This window comes from Terriglobia bacterium (genome assembly GCA_035712365.1).
Classification (GTDB): domain Bacteria; phylum Acidobacteriota; class Terriglobia; order UBA7540; family UBA7540; genus SCRD01.
Genome location: DASTAW010000036.1, coordinates 1 through 17,272 on the forward strand (window position 1 = coordinate 1; position 17,272 = coordinate 17,272).

The following is a 17,272-nucleotide window of genomic DNA, read 5'->3' on the forward strand; positions in this document are numbered from 1 at the left end:
CGATCCCTTCTAACACCACTAACCGGTCCCGGTCCCGCTGACTCAACCTCAGTTCCTCTTTTCTCATCCCCCAAGCTTCTACCACCTAAAGCGGAACTTTCTACTTTGCTCATACCGGAACTTCTCACTTTGCAGCGACATCCCGCCGATTTTGCTTGACTTTTCTGGCCTAGCATGGTAGTCTTCTTTCAGTGCCTGCATGGGTCGAGTTTTTCGGGGCTAAAAGTACACAAAATGGGACAGAAAAACACGCTTTTTGAAAAACGAACCGGAGAGGTTGTTGAAAACAAAGAGAAATGGCCAAAAAACAAACCGGAACGAACCGGAAAACGAAGCGGGGAAGCTGTTGAAAACACGTATCTGTGGAAAAAACGAACCGAAAACGAACCGAAAACGAAACTACCGATCTTATTGAAAATAAACAATGGCGAAAAAAGCGGCCCGAAAACGAACCGGGCCTCTCGGGGGCTAGATACTTTGTTTTTGACTACAATTCCCAGCCGGCGAAGAAAGTCGCTGGCGTCGTGGACCGAGCGGCTTTTCCAATCGGCGCCTCTTGAGCGTCCGGAAGCGCACGCACCACAGCGCCGAGGTTCGAGGCGAGATGGGGAAGCCCTTCCTGGCTGGCTGAAAGCGGTCCGGCGTTGTGAATTCCCGGTTGACACGCTGCTGTAATCAAGGGCAGGGGGAGCGGTAAATGGAAGGTGTTGAGGGCAGCAAGGATTCCGGGCCTCTTCTCGCAGCCTACATCCGGCAGAGCCCACGGGCCGCCGGGGCGCTGGCTTTCGGAGGCTTGACGCTGGTTGTACAGCATTTCGTATGGGTCCCGGATGCCAGAATGGAAGGCCTCGCGCCCGTTCTCACCCTTACTGTGGCGCTCTGCCATGCCATCGTCGGGGCCATTACCGGCCCGCGTCTGGTGGACGGTGCGCGGACATCTACAGCGTCGCGCGCCGCGATGCTCGGGGCGATAACCTCACTGCTGGCCATCGCGCTGTTTGCTTTGCTGTTCTCGGCCTACCTGGTTGCGACCGACATCCGTCCGGCAGGGGCCATGTCGTATATCACCTTGCCGATTTGGGCCATCCTTTTTGCCTTCCTGGGTGACGGCTGGGTGCTCTGCCTGGTGTCGATCGGCGTTGGCCTCGCCCTCTACTATTTAGCCGCCCGCCCGGGCGCTGCCCGCCGTCGGGGAGCATAGCTTCCGGCTTTCCTGCTGACCTTCTCCGCGGGGCCAGTAGCCTGGCAAAGCCTCTCGCTTTGCCATACCGCAAACGCTATAATGCGGCCATTTGCGTCACCTGCGGCATAGGCCATGATGCCTCGGCTATCGCACAACGGTGGATCGACAGGAGAGATGACGATGGGGAAGATCAGCAACTCCTGGGAACTGGTGAAGCAGAGTTTTGCGGTCCTGCGGCAGGACGAGGAGCTCATGTTGCTGCCGGTGCTGTCCGCGATCTCCTGCGTTGCCGTGACTCTTTCGCTGCTGGCGGGGAGCGGCTTATTTTATTATCCCCAGATCAAGGCGGCCATTGCCCAACAGGCAGGCTGGCGCCCCAGCAACTACCTCATCGCCGGCGCCATGTTTATTTTTTACCTGGCAAATTATTTCGTCATCGTCTTTTTTAACACGGCGCTGGTGAGTGCGGCCTCCATCCGCCTGGAAGGCGGCGATCCCACCGTGCGCGGTGGTCTGCGGGCTGCGTGGAGCCGATTGGGCGTCATCTTCAAGTGGGCGCTGTTAGCGGCCACGGTGGGCATGGTCCTGCGCATGATTGAAGAACGCTCCAGCCTGATCGGGCGGCTGGTAGTTGGCCTGCTGGGCCTGGCCTGGACGCTTGGAACATTCCTGGTGGTCCCCGTGATCGCTTTTGAAAACCTCGGACCCATTGCGGCGCTTCATCGCTCCGTGGAACTGTTCCGCAAAAATTGGGGCGAGGAAGCAGTGGGCAGCTTCAGTTTCGGTCTCATTTTCACACTGCTGGCTGTGCCGGGGATTCTGCTTCCCATTCTGGGCGGGTCGTTTGCGGGAGGCTTTGGCGTGATTCTCGGCAGTTGCCTTATGGTCATCTACTTCATTTTCCTCTCCATCCTCAGCGCCTCAACGCACGGCATTTTCCTTGCCGCGCTCTATCGCTACGCTACCACCGGCGAAGTCTCTCCTGGCTTCGGACCCAACAGATTGTCCTCCGCCTGGCAGCCGAAGTTGAGAGGCAGGGATTAGAGACCAGGAATTGGGGATTGCGGAACAGAAGTCGGTGACCCGTCGTTAGCCTTCAGTGGTGGATAGGATGAATTCTTGTTTTCTGAGGCGAAGCGGTTGGGCGGTGATACTATTTGCCCCGACTGGCAGTTTCAGAGTTCAGCCTTCAGGAGCAGCACCTCGACACGATGCGGTAATGGGAGAGATGGGCTGCTGGCTGCGGTGCTCGGTGTGGCGGACCTGGTCCGTGGCGGAGCACTACGTTTTTTCATTGGGATACGCTTGCCGAAGCGGAATGGCGTCGGGTGAACAGACCGAAAATGCCCCGAGCCACTTTAGCCCTCTTGCTGGCGGGTTCGGCCTCGACCTCCACGGTCACTGTTTCGAGTGAATTGCCGGTGGTACCGAATTCGGCGCCGAGGTTCGGGTCGATCATCACATCAAAAAGCGGCCCGCTGCGCCGATCGTACTTCACGATCAGATTGCAGCCGCGTTGGCCGGCATAACGGATGGCTTCATCCCGGCTCTCCAGGCTTTCCATGTACTGGATCTGCGCTGTCCACTTGAATTCTGTGCTTTGAATCAGTGAGATCGTGCTGCTTGTCGTCCCCATAGTATTTCCTCCCGAGGACTATTGAACCAGTATGTGCAAATGTTTGCAATGACCCAATAGTACTACAACCTTGATTGCACCCCGTGGCGTCATTCTCCCCGGTGCCGTAGGGCGAAGCGCTGTCTTCTATTTGTCATGTGTTTTCAGTGAGATGCAGGTGTGGTCGAGAGGGGGCCGACGGCGGCTTTCAGCGCAGGCGATCAAAAACGGTCCTTCCCCCTACGATGGTCCGTAATGTCTGGATGCTCCTGATTTGATCGACGGGGCAGGAGAGGTAGTTCCTGGAGATCACGACCATATCGGCCAGTTTGCCGGGTTCGATCGAGCCCTTCCGTTTTTCGTCAAATGAAAGGTAGGCGCCGTTGAGTGTATACATCCGGAGCGCCTGCTCGCGGCTGACCCGCTGGCTGGGATTGATGACCGTTCCGTCCACTGTATGTCGTGTGATGGCGACCCACATGCCCAGAAAGGGGTTATAGGGATTGGTTGAAGTGTTCGGGCCAAACCCGATCATGTGGTCGGAACCGCCCGCCACCACAACTCCCGCCCGGAACAGCGAGGCAAGTGGAATAAAGTTGGCCATCCGCGCCGGCCCAAAAACGTCTTTGATGGCAGGGCCGTCCAGGTAAAGCCATGTCGGCTGGCAATCGAATGAAACTCCCAGCTCTCTGGCGAGCTGGATAGCATGAGGATCGGGGAAGTCTCCGTGGGTTACTGTGAAGCGAAGATCGTGGATGGGCTTTTCGCGGTTTGCCGCCTGGTAAGCCTGCAGCAGAAGATCGGTGGCGCCCCCGCCGGTAGTATGCGCCGTCATCTGCCAGCCGAGTTCGTCTGCCGCCTTCGCCATGGCGACAAGGTTCGCTTCCGGCACGCGAAGCACTCCTCGATAGTTGGGGTCGTGGTAACCGTATATTTCTGTGTGGGTGCCGTAGGGCGCCCGCAGATAGGCGGTGCCTATGCAGATACCGCCATCTACAAAGGTTTTCAAGGTCCCGACCCGGTACCAATCGTCTCCCCAACCGGTGGCAAAGGGGATCTGCAGGATCGAGTTCCGCACGTCGGACGGCGTGCCCTGCGCGTCGATTACATACGTCACATAACACCGGGCGGTAAGCTTGCCTTCGCGGTCAAGCTGCTGGTAGGCGCGAAATCCCGGCGGCCCTTCGGCCCGATCGATGATGCTGGTGATGCCAGCTTCATTGTAGTGGTGCAGCATGGTTTGAAGCGCCCACAGGCGGTCCTGCGGCGTGGCGGGTGGCGTAGCCCTCAGTGGCGCCAGAAGTTCCGGAGCGCCAAGGACCAGTCCGGTGGGTCTGCCTTGCGCATCTTTGATGATTTTCCCGTCGGCTGGCTGAGGGGTGCTGCTGGAGATGCCAATTTCCTTCAGCGCGGCCGAATTCAGGACCGAGGCGTAACCGTTGTCCACAATCACGGGCCGGTCCGCAGCCGCCACGTCAAGCTCCGCGCGTGTGGGATAACGCCGCTCCTTGAGCCGCGTCACAAAGACGTGAGGGACCAGGATGACATCCCGGGCCGGGAGCTCCCTGGCGCGATGCCGAATATAGGTTTGAACATCAGGGATGGAGTGCAGCGGCGGCGCCTGGCTCTCCCGCTCACCTAGAGCGGCTTCTATCGGGTGGCAGTGGCTATCAATAAGGCCGGGCAGCACGCATCGCCCGTGCAAATCCACCTTCACCGTAGCAGGGCCCGCCGTCCGGAGCACATCCTTGTCGGAACCGATGTTCGCAAACCGGTCTCCCTGAATGGCCACGGCCTCGACTACCGGACGTGCGGCGCACATGGTGATAATGACGCCATTGTAGTAGATCGTGTCGGGAGGCTTCTGCGGGGTTGCCCGGGCGGCGACGAAGAAAGCGCACGCCGTTACGAGAAAACTGGCGCTGCCGATGGCAGTGACGGAAGGTCCTTTCGTAGATCGGGACATCGCAACCTGGTTCGGAAAATGTTTTGTCCGGCCGAGGTCCGCAAGGATTTGAGCCGAGGCATAACGATAGCATAGTTGCAGGGCAACCGTGCGGGCAGGATGCCGGGGTTGCAAGGCGGCGTTGGCGAGGGCTAATCAGTCGAGCTGAGAAGTATTTGCGTTGCGCGATACCGCAACTGCCTCGACGTTGCCGTGGAAGGCACGTACGAGATGAGCGCGTCGAAGATTGCTGGCAGCCTGAAGAACGACGGGGGCGACCTCCGGGTTCAGGAAAACGGCGGCAGCGGCGGCAAAGCGAGTGGCAAAGTTCGAAAAAGTCACCAGCGGACTGTTCCATGCGCGGCGAATTGCGCCTGCGATGTCTGCCTGCCGGCACTCCTCAATGCCCTTGAGTAGTCGCGGGGCGATTTCGCGTGCATACAGACCGTCGAGGCAGGCCGCAAAGCGTTTGGCGAAATCGGACGCCGAGCCGTGCGAGTGCCTATGCTGCCAGCGCCTGAATGCAAGGGCGCTGTTTGACCACCAGCAGCGGCTGGCCGCGCGGTGGACGGAAGGGGCTACCCGGTTCCCAAGGTTATGCACGCCCCCATAGATAGGACTGGCCCAAACTCCGCGAATGCTGCGGTACGCATCCGTCCAGCAGCGCTGGCTGGCTAACGCCGCGGCGGACCGCTTGTACGCACGCCAGGCAGTTAAAGCCATATGGATTGCCCACCCGTGGACCTCGGGTTCGATAAGAACCTCTTCGGTATGAGTTGATTCCAGGTTGAGCTCTTCGGTGCAGGCCTCGTCGATATCCAGCAACACGTCAAAGAGTTCCCCAGTTCCCTCATTACGCTCGACGATCAGGTTGTAACCGTGCTTGATAGCATAGTCGATTGCTGATCCCTTCGTGCTGAATGAATCGATGAACTGGACTCGCGGCCGCCAGCGGAAAGATTCACCTGGAATGATGGAAAGCGGACTGTGTTCCCCCACCATGGTCTCCTCCCTACAGGTGTAGATTGAAGCCTAACTTAACTCTTCAAACAATCGCCCGATGGTGCTACTACCATTGGCCATCACAAGATGATTTGTCGAATGAGCGACTTGCAGTCACGATCGGCAAAGAGGGGAATTTGTTCCCAGGGTAGCCCTGAAATCCAGGCAAGTCTGTTGTGGCGCCCGCCTTAGAGAGGAGCGGATTGCAATCTGCTTGTTAGACGGGACTCAACCCCGGACAGGGTACACGAAAGGCTGTCTTATCGAATTCAAGCGGTTTACCGGACCGCCTGTGGCGCATTGGACCTATTTCGTGCCGGGAAGCCCATGGGGCGGCAACCTTTCGGCGGTTGCACGGGCCGGTTTGGCATCAGTGCAGCGCCCGTCTGACGGCTGGTAGCCCGCCGTCAGGGCGGATGCTTGCGCCATCAACTGCCCGGGCCTGTTGCCGAACAGAACATCGTTCCGGCAGTAGTAAAAGCCAAACTCCTTCTTGGCCCAGACCTGCACGCCGCCTTCAGCTTTTGGCGCGTCCAGCGGTTTCTTCGGAAGCAAAGCGAGTGGTTCCGCTCCCGGTGTTGACCCGGTTCGGGCGCCCGCCGGTCGCTGTGGCTCGATAGGCAAATCGCTGGCCAGCGCTTCGTTGGGCTGTTTATAGGTGCAATGGCCCACAGACGGCCGGTAACCTGCCGATAGGGCGTCGGACTGCGACATCAACTTGCCCGGTTTATCGCCGAACAGGTTTTCGCCCTGACAGTAATAATAGCCAAACTCCTTGATCGCCCATACCCTGATACCTGAGTCTGCATTTGAGATATCCAGCGGTTTCGCCAAACCTCGATCGAGCGCCTCCTCCTGAGGCGTTGACATGCTTGCCTGCTCAGGCTGTTGCTGGTCCTCCGGCGGTGGACCGCCAGAGGCCGCCACCATTTGCTGGCCGCCCGCGCAGTAATCGCCGCCGAAAGGCCGATATCCTGATGTCAGAGCGTCAACTTGCGTCATCGTTGTCCCCGGCTCGCTGCCGAACAGAGTACCACCCTGGCAGTAATAGAAGCCTGACTGCGTCCTTGCCCATACACTCACGCGCTCACCTTCCCTGGGCAACGATGGCGGTTTCTGCTTCCGGGAAAACGAGAAGATCTGAGCCAATGTCGGCAAGCCCTCCGTTTCAATCAGCCAGGTCTTGACTGGGGTCGAATAGAGCACGAGGAAGCCGACCAACAGCAGCAGAAAGGCGGGAACCAGCGGGTTTGAGGTGATGGGAGAATGCGTTGACGGAGACGGCTTGTAGTGGCCATCCTTCGATCCTGTATGCGATAGAGAGCCGTCTCCTTTCAGCAGGCCGAGGACCAGTTTCGTTGTCAGGTCGAGAGGCTTTTCCAGGATCGCGAAGATTTGCCTGTTGAACAGCTCCATTGTAGGTGTCCTTTATTCGCAAAACAGGAACAATCAAAAGCTTCCTGCCGGCGCTCCTCGGCCCACCGGCAGGGAAATAGCCTCGGTCAAAGCACGGGTCCAATCGCAACGTGTGCAGCCACTAGTGGTCTTTGTGGACCTTTCCGCTTCCATTGTCATGGCCGTCATGGGTGCCGCCATTGCCGCCGCCTGAACCGCCGTAGCCGCCACCCGATCCATTTCCAAGGCCGGACCCGTGGCCATTTCCGGAACCATTTCCGCCGCCGTTCCCATGGCCGTGTCCATGACCGTGCCCATGACCCGATCCTTGGCCACCGCTCGAGTCACCAGCGCCACCCGGGTCCGGTTGGTCCGGCGAACCGGAGTTATTCCCCGCAGCGGCCTCGCCAGCCGCATCGGAGTTGCTGGACGATCGGTGTCCTGCTACTGCAGCCATCGTTGAAGACGCGCTCGCGTAGCTTTTGTGCACCGTGGCTTCCATGATTTGAAGCACGGCAACCACAACCAGGGTTACCAGGATGAACATCAATGCATATTCTGCGGAATCCTGGCCTTTCTGTTCGTGCCATGACCTTTTCAGGAATTTCTCCATTCCCCCTCCTTGATCCTCTCGAGATGTGCGATATCAATTGATTTGATTTGCTCTACTTGAATTCTGAAGTTGTGATCAGGATTAGCCCTTCTCGCGCCTCAAGTTCAGATCTGGGCCTCGTCGCACTGGCCGAACGTCTAACGCGTACAAGCGGTCGACGGCCCATCACATTGGGAAGAACTGTTTCCTCCTTCAGCAGACAGTTTTGACATCAACCTTTGCCCGTCATCGCGTCTGACACTGTTCACCTGAGGCAGGAACTCGCGAGGACAGCGGGCATTGGTCGCGCCAAGACTACGGTAAGGCGTTTACACGATTCGCTCAATTGGGCGATTGCAGCAATGGAGGAAAATATCTGCTCCATGGGTTGTGGGTGGAGTTCCTGAAGGAGCGCGGAAATTCCTGAGAAGGTATGCAAGAAACACTGACCATTGGTTGCAGGGTCTTGCGCACCAAGTGCATCAATTTTCACTTCACCCTCTGGCCATTTTTACAAGTGTTCCCGACGTGCTTAAATCTGGCAACGTGTTGGCCGGACGTACGCTATAATTCGAGCGTCTTGGCGCCGCCCCTATGAGCATCATCAAAAAAATCTTCTGGTTGCTGGTGGCAGGGCTGGGGGCGGCGGCCCTCGGAATGATCGCTATCTCGCGCGGTGAGCAACTCAACGCCGTGTGGCTGGTCGCCGCCGCCGCGTGCATCTTCGTGCTGGGGTACCGCTTTTACAGCCGGTTCATCGCCTATCGCGTGCTCGAGCTGGATGAAACGCGGGCCACTCCCGCCGAGCGTAAAGACGACGGCCGCGACTTTATTCCTACCAACAAATGGGTCGTGTTCGGACACCACTTTGCCGCCATTGCCGGTCCGGGGCCATTGGTGGGGCCGATCCTCGCCGCGCAATTCGGCTATCTGCCAGGTACGCTCTGGATACTGATTGGCGGAGTGCTGGGCGGCGCCGTGCAGGACTTCGTGACGCTATTCTGCTCGATTCGGCGCGATGGCAAATCGTTGGGCCAGATGGCGAAGGAAGAAATCAGCTCGACGGCAGGGTGGACGGCGCTTTTTGGCGTTCTGCTCATCATGATTATCCTGATCGCCGTGATCGCGTTGGTGGTGGTGAACGCATTGAAGGGCAGCCCGTGGGGGCTCTTCACCATTGCCGCCACCATCCCGATCGCCTTCCTGATGGCCATCCACCTCCGATATCTGCGCCCCGGCCGAATTCTTGAGGGCTCTCTCATGGGAGTTGCGCTGGTCATAGCGGCTGTGGTGGGCGGGCGTTATGTGGCCGAATCTGCCACGCTGTCCCACTGGTTCAACTACAGCGGACCAGCGCTGGCCTGGATGATTATTATTTACGGGCTGGCGGCATCCATCCTGCCGGTGTGGCTGCTGCTGGCGCCACGCGATTATCTTTCAACATTTGTCAAGCTGGGGACCATTCTGGCACTGGCGGTTGGCATTCTGGCGGCGCGGCCGATGATGCACCTGCCCGCCATCACGCGCTTTGCCGATGGCACAGGCCCGATTTTTGCCGGGAAAATTTTCCCTTTCTGCTTCATTACGATTGCCTGCGGAGCCATCTCGGGATTTCACTCGCTGATCTCCAGCGGCACGACGCCCAAGCTGATCACTAAAGAGACACACGCGCGCATGATCGGATACGGAAGCATGCTCATGGAGTCCTTTGTCGGCATCATGGCGATTGTGGCGGCCGGTGTGTTGCAGCCCGGCGTCTATTTTGCCGTCAACAGCCCGGCGGGCGTCGTGGGCGAGACGGCCGGCAAAGCTGTAGCGACTATTTCCGGGTGGGGATTTCCCGTGACCCAGGCGGCCATGGCAGACCTGGCTTCGAAGGTGGGCGAGATCACGCTGTTCAACCGCACCGGCGGCGCGCCATCGCTGGCGGTGGGCATGGCGCATATTTTTTCCAACGTGCTGGGCGGAACTGAAGTGATGGCTTTCTGGTACCACTTCGCCATCATGTTTGAAGCGCTCTTTATCCTGACCGTGCTCGACGCCGGCACACGGGTGGGCCGCTTTATGCTGCAGGACCTCCTTGGCCATATATGGAAACCGCTGGGCCGCACGGGTTGGTATCCGGGCGTGGTGCTCACCAGCCTGGCTGTGGTTGGGGCGTGGGGTTATTTTCTGTATCAGGGAGTGGTAGACCCGCTGGGCGGCATCAATAGTTTGTGGCCGCTTTTCGGCATCTCAAATCAGTTGCTGGCCGCCATCGCCTTGTGCGTGTGCACAACCATCCTGATCAAGATGAAGAAGCTGCGTTTTGCCTGGGTGACGCTGGCGCCGCTGGCCTGGCTGGTGGCCGTGACCATGACGGCGAGCTATCAAAAGATCTGGAGTCCCGACCCGCACCTGGGATTTCTGGCGCAGGCGCAGATGCTGACCGACCGGATTGCCAGCGGAGCAATCCCTGCTGCTCAGGTTGCCACAACTCAGAGACTCATCTTCAACAACCGGCTCGACGCCGCAGTCACTCTGGCGTTTGCCGTACTGGTGGTTTTGATTCTTGTCGAGTCCGGCCGTCATTGGTGGGCTTACGCGGTGGGGAGCAGGGAACCCGTCCTCAATGAAACGCCCGCGCAACTATCGGGTCTGGAAGCATAAGAAGGAGAGTGTGACGAATGGCTGTTGTGACCAACCTGCTGAGGACCTTCTGGAATTACCTCCGCGAAGTGAGCGGCGAAAATGATTACGCCCGTTACCGCGCGAGCGTGGCCGCCAAAGGCGCCGACCCCGTGAGCAGAAGGGAATTCTACGACCAGCGCCAGCAGGAGAAATATTCGCGCCCGAACCGCTGCTGTTGAGCTCGTCCGCGCTCGAAGCAGAGCTACTCCATTTCAACGGTTTCGTAGACGGGGTCCTTAAAACCCTGGACGGAAGTTTCGCCGGTTGTTTCAAGTTCGAGAACAATGATCTCATTCTCTCCGGCCTTGAGCCATGGCGCGGGACAGAAGAGGGTCTGTTGGGGGCCGATCTTCCAGAAGCGGCCCAGGTGATGCCCGTTTACCCAGACATGCCCCTTGCCCCAACCGCGCATATCGATGAAGGTGTCGCCGACGGATGATAGTTGGAACGTGTCATGATAAAAACGCGGGCCGCGTTTGGGCTTTGGCGAGAATTGCAGCTTTGACAGGTTATCCAGCGGGAGGGGAAATATCTGCCAACCTCCCAACTCTCTTCCGTTCAGCAGCACCCTTTCAGTGATGCCCTTTCGGTCATCCACCATGTGCGGGCCGTAGTTGATCCGGCCCATGTTCTCAATCAGGATGTCCAGGGGCTGCGCGGGAGCCAGGTCAACGTCAACGGCATTCTGGTTGAAACGTCGGTCGAGCTCACCCAGCTTGTTGTCGCCCTGATAGATCAGGGCGTAATCGTTCATGCTGATGATGTTCAGGCGGCCTTTGATAGGGCGTTCGGGAAGCCAGCGGTAAAGGATGAACCCGTAAGACTGTCCTACCGCCTCCATAGGCTTTGGTTCGATGGAGCGGATGGGATTGTCGAGCAGGCCGTCGAGCCGGGCGGATTCGGTGAGCTCGAAGCGGGGAATTGCAATCAGCGGCAACACAGCCGGCAGAGGAGGAGCTTGTGCGCCGGGCGAATGCTGCTCGACAAGTTTCTTCAAGTCAAAATATTTTGCGCGCGGGCGGCCGGCCTCATCGAGCGGCGCGTCATAGTCGTAGCTGGTGACATCCGGCTGGTACGCATTGCCAAAATTCGCTCCGTTCATATAACCGAACGATGTGCCGCCATGGAACATATAAAGGTTGAATGAAACGCCGTTCGTGAGCATCCATTCCACGCCTTCCATGAGGCTCTGATTGTTGCCGTGGTGGTGAATCTCGCCCCAGTGGTCAAACCATCCCGGGTAGAATTCGGCGCACATGCGCGGAACGTTCTGCCGGAAGCGGGCAAAGGCCTCGAATTGTTTAGCAGGGTCGGAACCGAAGTTGATGCAGGAAAGGACCTCCGGGAGAGTGCCGCCTGACAGCATCCTTGGGGTGGGACCGTCGGCCGTGAACAGCGGGACATTAAACCCGGCGTCAAGCAGCATCTGCCGGATCGCGCGCATGTAGGCGTGGTCGCTCCCGAACGATCCGTATTCGTTCTCGACTTGCGCCATCAGGATAGGGCCGCCGCGGGTCACCTGGAGAGGCGCAAGCTCCGCGCCAACGTGCAGCAGGTAGCGGCGCGCGGCGTCGAGGAAACGGGAGTCGCTGCTGCGGACCCTGATATCGGGCGTGGCCAGCAGCCATCCCGGGAAGCCGCCAAAGTCCCATTCCGCGCAGCTATACGGGCCGGGACGGAGAATCACCCACAAACCTTCCTGCTGCGCCGTGCGGACGAAGGCCGCCGCATCGTGCCGGCCGGCAAAGTTGAACTGGCCGGGCCGCGCTTCGTGGAAGTTCCAGAACATGTAAGTCGAAACTGTATTCAGGCCCATGGCCTTCAATTTCTTCAGTCGGTCGCGCCAGTACTCCCGCGGGATGCGCGCATAATGCATCTCGCCGGAGCGGACCTGGAATGGCTTGCCGTCCAGTAGAAAGTCCTGATCGCGCCAGGTAAAGGCGTGCGTCGCGCTTTGCGCGGAGGGAGCAGCTTCATTTCGCGCGGCGCGCAGCAGCGGGCCCAGCGACTCCAGCCCGGCCATCATCGCCGCCGTTCCCAGAAATTCTCTCCTGCCCAACTTTCCTCTTGAGCTTTCGGCGCCCACATTCTGCTCCTCTGATTCGCTTGCGAAGGAAGGCCCTTGTGCTCGTGCCCGCGCTTCACCATTGATCTTGCGCTACCGTGTTGCTGTATCATAATAAGCCGCGAAATTCATTGCAACCAACTACAGACCCAAGCAGCTTCTCAGGAAAGGGAAACCGCAGATGAACACCACCAGAAAGAAAGAACGCAACCCGCTCCGCAGCAGCGCCTGGTTCGGATCGAATGACCGCTGGGGGGTTGGCCACCGGGCCTGGCTGCGCGCGGAAGGCTTCAGTGAGCGTGTTTTCCAGGGGAAACCCGTGATCGGCATCTGCAACTCGTGGAGCGAGCTCAACAATTGCAACGCGCACCTTCGCCAGGTGGCGGAAGCCGTGAAGCGTGGCGTGTGGGCGGCGGGCGGATTCCCGCTGGAGTTCCCGACCATTTCTTTGGGCGAAATGCTAATGAAGCCCACCACCATGCTCTATCGCAACCTGATGGCCATGGACGTGGAAGAGTGCATCACGTCCTACCCGCTGGACGGCGTTGTTCTGTTGGCGGGCTGCGACAAGACGACACCTGCGCAACTGATGGGCGCGGCCAGCGCCGATATTCCGGCCATCATGGTGACGGGCGGACCCATGCTGCGGGGCATGTGGCGCGGGCAGGAACTTGGGTCCGGGACGGACGTGCGCCGGCTGTGGGACGAAGTCCGCGCCGGTCAGTTGAGCGAGGAGGCATGGTGCGAGGTGGAATCATGCGTGTCCCGAAGCGCGGGCCATTGCACCGTGATGGGTACAGCTTCTACGATGGCCTGCGTGGCCGAGGCCCTGGGCATGATGCTGCCGGGCTCGGCCGATCTTCCCGCTTCGGATTCGCGGCGTCTCGCAATTGCTGAAAAGAGCGGGGCCCGCATTGTGGAGATGGTCTGGGAGGGCATGAGGCCTTCGCACCTTATGACCCGCCAGGCCATTGAGAACGCCATCCGCGTGGACATGGCGGTTGGCGGTTCAACCAACGCCATCGTGCATCTGGTGGCGATTGCGGGCCGGCTGGGAATCGACCTGCCGCTCAAAAAATTTGACGACCTTTCGCGTACCACTCCCGTGTTGGCGAACGTACGGCCCTCCGGGCGCTACCTGATGGAAGACTTCAGCTACGCCGGCGGAAACGCCGCGCTGATGAAAGAAATACTGCCCCTGCTGCATGGCAAAGCCCTGACCGTGACCGGAAAGTCGCTTGCCGAAAATCTGGCCCAGGCGGCTACCTTCAATCGGGAAGTGATCAAGACTCTCGATGAGCCTTTACGTCCGGAGGGCGGAACGGCAATTCTGCGCGGGAATCTGGCGCCGGATGGAGCTGTGATCAAGCAATCGGCCATTTCGCCGCACTTTGCCCGGCACAAGGGGCGGGCCGTAGTTTTTGAGAATAATCTTGACCTGATCAAACGGATTGACGATCCCAAGTTAAATGTGGATGAATCCAGCGTGCTGGTGCTGAAGAACGCCGGGCCCAAAGGCGGCCCGGGGATGCCGGAGTGGGGCCATCTGCCGATACCTCGGAAACTGCTGAAAGCCGGCGTTCGCGATGTCGTTCGGTTGAGCGACGCGCGGATCAGCGGCACGAGCTACGGCACAATGGTGGTGCACGTTGCACCTGAGGCCGCTATCGGCGGGCCGCTGGCGCTGGTAAGAGACGGTGATTTAATAGAGCTTGACGTTCACAAAAGACGCTTGGAATTAGAAGTATCCATATCAGAGTTGAAGAAACGCATGAAGTCATGGAAGCCAGCACAGCCGCATTACGTGCGAGGTTACGGCCGGATGTTCCTGGACCATATCCTACAGGCGAACGAGGGGTGCGATTTCGACTTCCTGATGGCAGTGAACGGTCCGGAAAGGGTCGCGCCGCCGGTGAAGTTCAAAAACCCTGGAATGTAGCCAGCTTGGGCCTTCGGACAATCCTCCAATAGATCACAGTCTGCTTCCGGCCGACTGAATTACGACGGCCGACGGCTTCAGATTTGCGTGCTTATGATAAGATGGAGGGTCGTGCTAGTGAGCTAGCCAACGGGAGTGCGCCGCCCGTTCGAGCGCGAAGGAGTCACGATGATGGCTGGAGGGACCACCACGGGGCCGGAACGGAGTGCTACAGGAAAATATGAGCCATCGAGTCATAAAGCCAAGGGAAGTTATCGGTGTATTGTGCGCTATCGCGGTCGCCGGTATCGGCGCCACGCTGCTTCTACGGCACCGTCACCCGCGGATGCACACACAGATCGTGTCCGCACCCGTATCTGCTGTGCGTACTCCCGTGGTTCCTGTCCTGGATCGGGCTGCCTATAACGAAAAAATGCTCGAGATCGCGAACCTTCCGCCGCGCGGAGATTGCTCGCCGTCTCCCTCGACCGGTCCTTCTGGCCGGAAGCGGGCAAGGGCTTACCGGACCGTTGCCGCAGCCCGCCCGGTGGCATACGTTACAAAGCAGACTGTGCTCCGGCCATGCCCGGCGCCGCTCTGGCCCGTGCATGCCGCCTATCCCGATGCCGGCGCAGTGCTGCCCTTCAAGCGCATCGTCGCGTACTACGGCAATTTTTATTCGACGCGTATGGGAATTCTGGGTGAATATCCCCCGGACAAGGTGCTCCAGATGCTGAAAGCCGCAGCGGCCTCGTGGGCGGCCGCGGACCCGTCCACACCGGTTGTTCCGGCGGTGGATTACATTGCGGTTTCCGGGCAGAACGTTCCCACTCGCGACGGGAAGTACCGCCTGCGCATGCCGGCCAGCCATATCGAAAAAGCAATCAGTATGGCTGAGCAGATCCACGGGCTGGTTTTTCTGGATGTGCAGCCCGGTTGGAGCACTGTGGAGGAAGAACTGCCGCGACTGGCGCCGTATCTGAAGCGGCCGAACGTCGAGCTTGCTCTCGACCCGGAATTTGCCTTGACCGGCGGCAAGCGCCCCGGGACCCGTGTCGGCACATTGAACGCCGCTCAAATCAATTTTGCAGCGCGTTTTCTGGCAAAGATCGTTCGGGAAAACCACGTGTCTCCCAAAATCCTCATTGTCCACCGGTTCACTGAAGATATGGTGACGGGCTTCCACGCCATTAAACCGCTGCCCGAAGTTGAGATCGTGATGGATATGGATGGGTTCGGATCGCCGGTTTTGAAGATTTCAACGTATAAGGCTTATATCGCAAGCCAGCCGGTCCAGTTCACCGGGTTCAAGCTCTTCTATAAGAACGATGTGATTATCGGCCACCATCTTATGACCCCCGCAGAAATACTGCGCCTATCTCCCCAGCCGAGCTACATCATGTACCAGTAGCATAAGAAGACAGCCGCAGGATTGGGCGGTGCAGCGGCGGATTCGCTGCGGACGTCCCACCACTGCGGCGATCCTTCTCCCGCTTCGCGGGCTCAGGATGACAGGCAAGGGGTCAGCATGAGCGGCCGTCTCGGGTGGTTCACCTATTGGGGTAACGCAACACCAGGCTGCTAGACACGCTCCGCCTCCTCACGCGCAGCACGAAGGATTTGGATGGGGTCGCCAACGGGCATAAATTCCATGGCGATGTAGCGGTCATATTTCAGTTCCACCATTTTTTTGTAGATGTTGTTGTAATTGATTTCGCCGGTGCCGGGCTGGTGGCGGTGTGGAACGTCGGCGACGTGGAATACCCCAACCAGATCGATGTTCTTCTCCATTTTCTCGATCAGGTTCCCCTCGGCGATCTGCTCATGATAGAAATCGTAGAGGAACCTTACCTGAGGGTGGTTGACTGCCCTGATGATATCGAATCCTTCCGCCACCGAGGTGAGGAAGTATTTGGGATTTTCCTCGGGATCGATGTTCTCGACCAGCAGCGTGATGTTTTTGCCCTCCACCATTTCTACCGCGCGTTTTAATCCCTCGACGCAGCTCTGGTGCTGATCGGCGCGCGCCATTCCGGGCACAACATTGCCTGACATGACGATCAGGCGCGGGCAGTCCAGCTTGTCACAAACCGTAAGCATCCCGCTCAGGTCTTTCAAGAACGCGTCGCGTTCCGCTGGATTGCCAATTCCATGACGGAGCCCGGCAGTTGTATCAAAGTTGATGCCAAGCTGGTGCTTCTTCCGGTTGGACCGGGTGTAATCGGAATCGGTCCAATGTTCGAACTCGCGCACGAGTTCCACGGCGTGGTAGCCGGCTTCGGAAACCTTTTCAAGCCGCTGCTCGAAGGGCAGGTTGTGGAAGACCGTCCATAACATGATGGAAACCTTGTACGGCGCAGCGGCGGCGGCTGGCGCCCTGGCCGGACTTGCTGGTGTGGCCGGGAGCAGAGAGGTCGCGCCAAGGCTGCCCAGCCCTGCTCCTGCGAGGATTCGATTGAAGCTTCGACGATTCATGGGGACTCTCCCGGAAGTTGAAATGGTGTTCAGCGCCAGATCCGCCGCGGGTGCGAGGCCGGTCAAAACCGGTGCAAAGCCACCCTATCTCAGCGCGGCATTTACCCGCCTGATGATACAGAACACGCTTTGACGAAGCAAAGAGAATTTCGAGGAAGCACCTGCGGGTGGCAGGTGCATGGCTGGGCGGCAAGATGAGACCGACAGCAATTGCAGTTTCCTCTTGAACATCCTGCCGGAACATGACATCTTGCTTTTTCCGTCAGAGGATCGAGACAGGACGCGCTGTCTTCGAGGGGCGGCAACAAGGCTGCGGCCCGATATTGCTAAAATCGGCGGATCGGTTGTGGCAGGCCAGCCTGGCGGCATGGCTCGCGCTCATAGATCTCCAGGCCAAAGGTGAAAGATGATC

Annotated in this window: 14 protein-coding genes; 7 read left to right on the plus strand and 7 right to left on the minus strand. The window is 58.9% G+C overall.

Annotated elements, in window-relative coordinates; translation table 11 throughout:
* Positions 1 to 234: 234 nt before the first annotated feature.
* From VFQ24_10535 to VFQ24_10545, 3 genes are all read left to right on the plus strand, one after another.
* A complete protein-coding gene (locus VFQ24_10535) occupies positions 235 to 675 on the plus strand; it encodes a hypothetical protein (protein ID HET9178779.1) in 441 nt (146 codons plus the stop codon).
* A 22-nt stretch (positions 676 to 697) separates the two neighbouring features.
* Positions 698 to 1,201, plus strand: a complete 504-nt coding sequence (locus VFQ24_10540; protein HET9178780.1) for a hypothetical protein — start codon at positions 698 to 700, stop codon at positions 1,199 to 1,201.
* A 162-nt stretch (positions 1,202 to 1,363) separates the two neighbouring features.
* Positions 1,364 to 2,227, plus strand: a complete 864-nt coding sequence (locus tag VFQ24_10545) for a DUF6159 family protein (protein HET9178781.1) — start codon at positions 1,364 to 1,366, stop codon at positions 2,225 to 2,227.
* A gap of 247 nt (positions 2,228 to 2,474) precedes the next feature.
* Here the strand turns inward: VFQ24_10545 and VFQ24_10550 are convergent, their stop codons facing one another.
* The 5 genes from VFQ24_10550 to VFQ24_10570 all read right to left on the minus strand — a co-directional run bounded on the left by VFQ24_10550 (position 2,475) and on the right by VFQ24_10570 (position 7,753).
* Positions 2,475 to 2,819, minus strand: coding sequence for a hypothetical protein (locus VFQ24_10550; protein HET9178782.1), 345 nt, complete (start codon positions 2,817 to 2,819; stop codon positions 2,475 to 2,477).
* Between the two features lie 187 nt (positions 2,820 to 3,006).
* Positions 3,007 to 4,764 carry an amidohydrolase gene (locus tag VFQ24_10555; GenBank protein ID HET9178783.1) on the minus strand — a complete coding sequence of 586 codons (1,758 nt, stop codon included), beginning with the start codon at positions 4,762 to 4,764 and terminating at the stop codon, positions 3,007 to 3,009.
* A 135-nt stretch (positions 4,765 to 4,899) separates the two neighbouring features.
* A complete protein-coding gene (locus VFQ24_10560) occupies positions 4,900 to 5,745 on the minus strand; it encodes a hypothetical protein (GenBank protein HET9178784.1) in 846 nt (281 codons plus the stop codon).
* A 306-nt stretch (positions 5,746 to 6,051) separates the two neighbouring features.
* The gene (locus VFQ24_10565) at positions 6,052 to 7,161 is read right to left on the minus strand and encodes a hypothetical protein (protein HET9178785.1); all 1,110 of its coding nucleotides are present in this window, start codon (positions 7,159 to 7,161) and stop codon (positions 6,052 to 6,054) included.
* A gap of 121 nt (positions 7,162 to 7,282) precedes the next feature.
* Entirely contained in the window at positions 7,283 to 7,753 is a 471-nt protein-coding gene (locus VFQ24_10570) for a hypothetical protein (protein HET9178786.1), read from the minus strand.
* A gap of 573 nt (positions 7,754 to 8,326) precedes the next feature.
* Here VFQ24_10570 and VFQ24_10575 point away from each other — a divergent pair.
* Both VFQ24_10575 and VFQ24_10580 read left to right on the plus strand, forming a co-directional pair.
* Complete coding sequence (locus VFQ24_10575; GenBank protein ID HET9178787.1) at positions 8,327 to 10,381, plus strand: carbon starvation CstA family protein; 2,055 nt, start codon at positions 8,327 to 8,329, stop codon at positions 10,379 to 10,381.
* Between the two features lie 17 nt (positions 10,382 to 10,398).
* Positions 10,399 to 10,581, plus strand: a complete 183-nt coding sequence (locus tag VFQ24_10580) for a YbdD/YjiX family protein (GenBank protein ID HET9178788.1) — start codon at positions 10,399 to 10,401, stop codon at positions 10,579 to 10,581.
* A 23-nt stretch (positions 10,582 to 10,604) separates the two neighbouring features.
* On the opposite strand, the gene VFQ24_10585 is transcribed toward VFQ24_10580, so the two are convergent.
* Positions 10,605 to 12,461, minus strand: coding sequence for a beta-galactosidase family protein (locus VFQ24_10585; protein HET9178789.1), 1,857 nt, complete (start codon positions 12,459 to 12,461; stop codon positions 10,605 to 10,607).
* 187 nt (positions 12,462 to 12,648) lie between these two features.
* Between VFQ24_10585 and VFQ24_10590 the strand changes: the two genes are divergently transcribed.
* On the plus strand, positions 12,649 to 14,406 hold the full coding sequence (locus VFQ24_10590; GenBank protein ID HET9178790.1) for an IlvD/Edd family dehydratase: 1,758 nt from the start codon (positions 12,649 to 12,651) through the stop codon (positions 14,404 to 14,406).
* 220 nt (positions 14,407 to 14,626) lie between these two features.
* Positions 14,627 to 15,796, plus strand: coding sequence for a hypothetical protein (locus tag VFQ24_10595; protein HET9178791.1), 1,170 nt, complete (start codon positions 14,627 to 14,629; stop codon positions 15,794 to 15,796).
* Between the two features lie 170 nt (positions 15,797 to 15,966).
* On the opposite strand, the gene VFQ24_10600 is transcribed toward VFQ24_10595, so the two are convergent.
* Complete coding sequence (locus VFQ24_10600) at positions 15,967 to 16,860, minus strand: TIM barrel protein (protein HET9178792.1); 894 nt, start codon at positions 16,858 to 16,860, stop codon at positions 15,967 to 15,969.
* Positions 16,861 to 17,272 lie beyond the last annotated feature (412 nt).

Coding starts and splice junctions, on each gene's coding strand:
- VFQ24_10570 (HET9178786.1), bottom strand. CDS start 7,753: ATGGAGAAATTCCTGAAAAGGTCATGGCACGAACAGAAAGGCCAGGAT.
- VFQ24_10575 (HET9178787.1), top strand. CDS start 8,327: ATGAGCATCATCAAAAAAATCTTCTGGTTGCTGGTGGCAGGGCTGGGG.
- VFQ24_10580 (HET9178788.1), top strand. CDS start 10,399: ATGGCTGTTGTGACCAACCTGCTGAGGACCTTCTGGAATTACCTCCGC.
- VFQ24_10545 (HET9178781.1), top strand. CDS start 1,364: ATGGGGAAGATCAGCAACTCCTGGGAACTGGTGAAGCAGAGTTTTGCG.
- VFQ24_10550 (HET9178782.1), bottom strand. CDS start 2,819: ATGGGGACGACAAGCAGCACGATCTCACTGATTCAAAGCACAGAATTC.
- VFQ24_10555 (HET9178783.1), bottom strand. CDS start 4,764: ATGTCCCGATCTACGAAAGGACCTTCCGTCACTGCCATCGGCAGCGCC.
- VFQ24_10590 (HET9178790.1), top strand. CDS start 12,649: ATGAACACCACCAGAAAGAAAGAACGCAACCCGCTCCGCAGCAGCGCC.
- VFQ24_10595 (HET9178791.1), top strand. CDS start 14,627: ATGAGCCATCGAGTCATAAAGCCAAGGGAAGTTATCGGTGTATTGTGC.
- VFQ24_10565 (HET9178785.1), bottom strand. CDS start 7,161: ATGGAGCTGTTCAACAGGCAAATCTTCGCGATCCTGGAAAAGCCTCTC.
- VFQ24_10535 (HET9178779.1), top strand. CDS start 235: ATGGGACAGAAAAACACGCTTTTTGAAAAACGAACCGGAGAGGTTGTT.
- VFQ24_10600 (HET9178792.1), bottom strand. CDS start 16,860: ATGAATCGTCGAAGCTTCAATCGAATCCTCGCAGGAGCAGGGCTGGGC.
- VFQ24_10540 (HET9178780.1), top strand. CDS start 698: ATGGAAGGTGTTGAGGGCAGCAAGGATTCCGGGCCTCTTCTCGCAGCC.
- VFQ24_10560 (HET9178784.1), bottom strand. CDS start 5,745: ATGGTGGGGGAACACAGTCCGCTTTCCATCATTCCAGGTGAATCTTTC.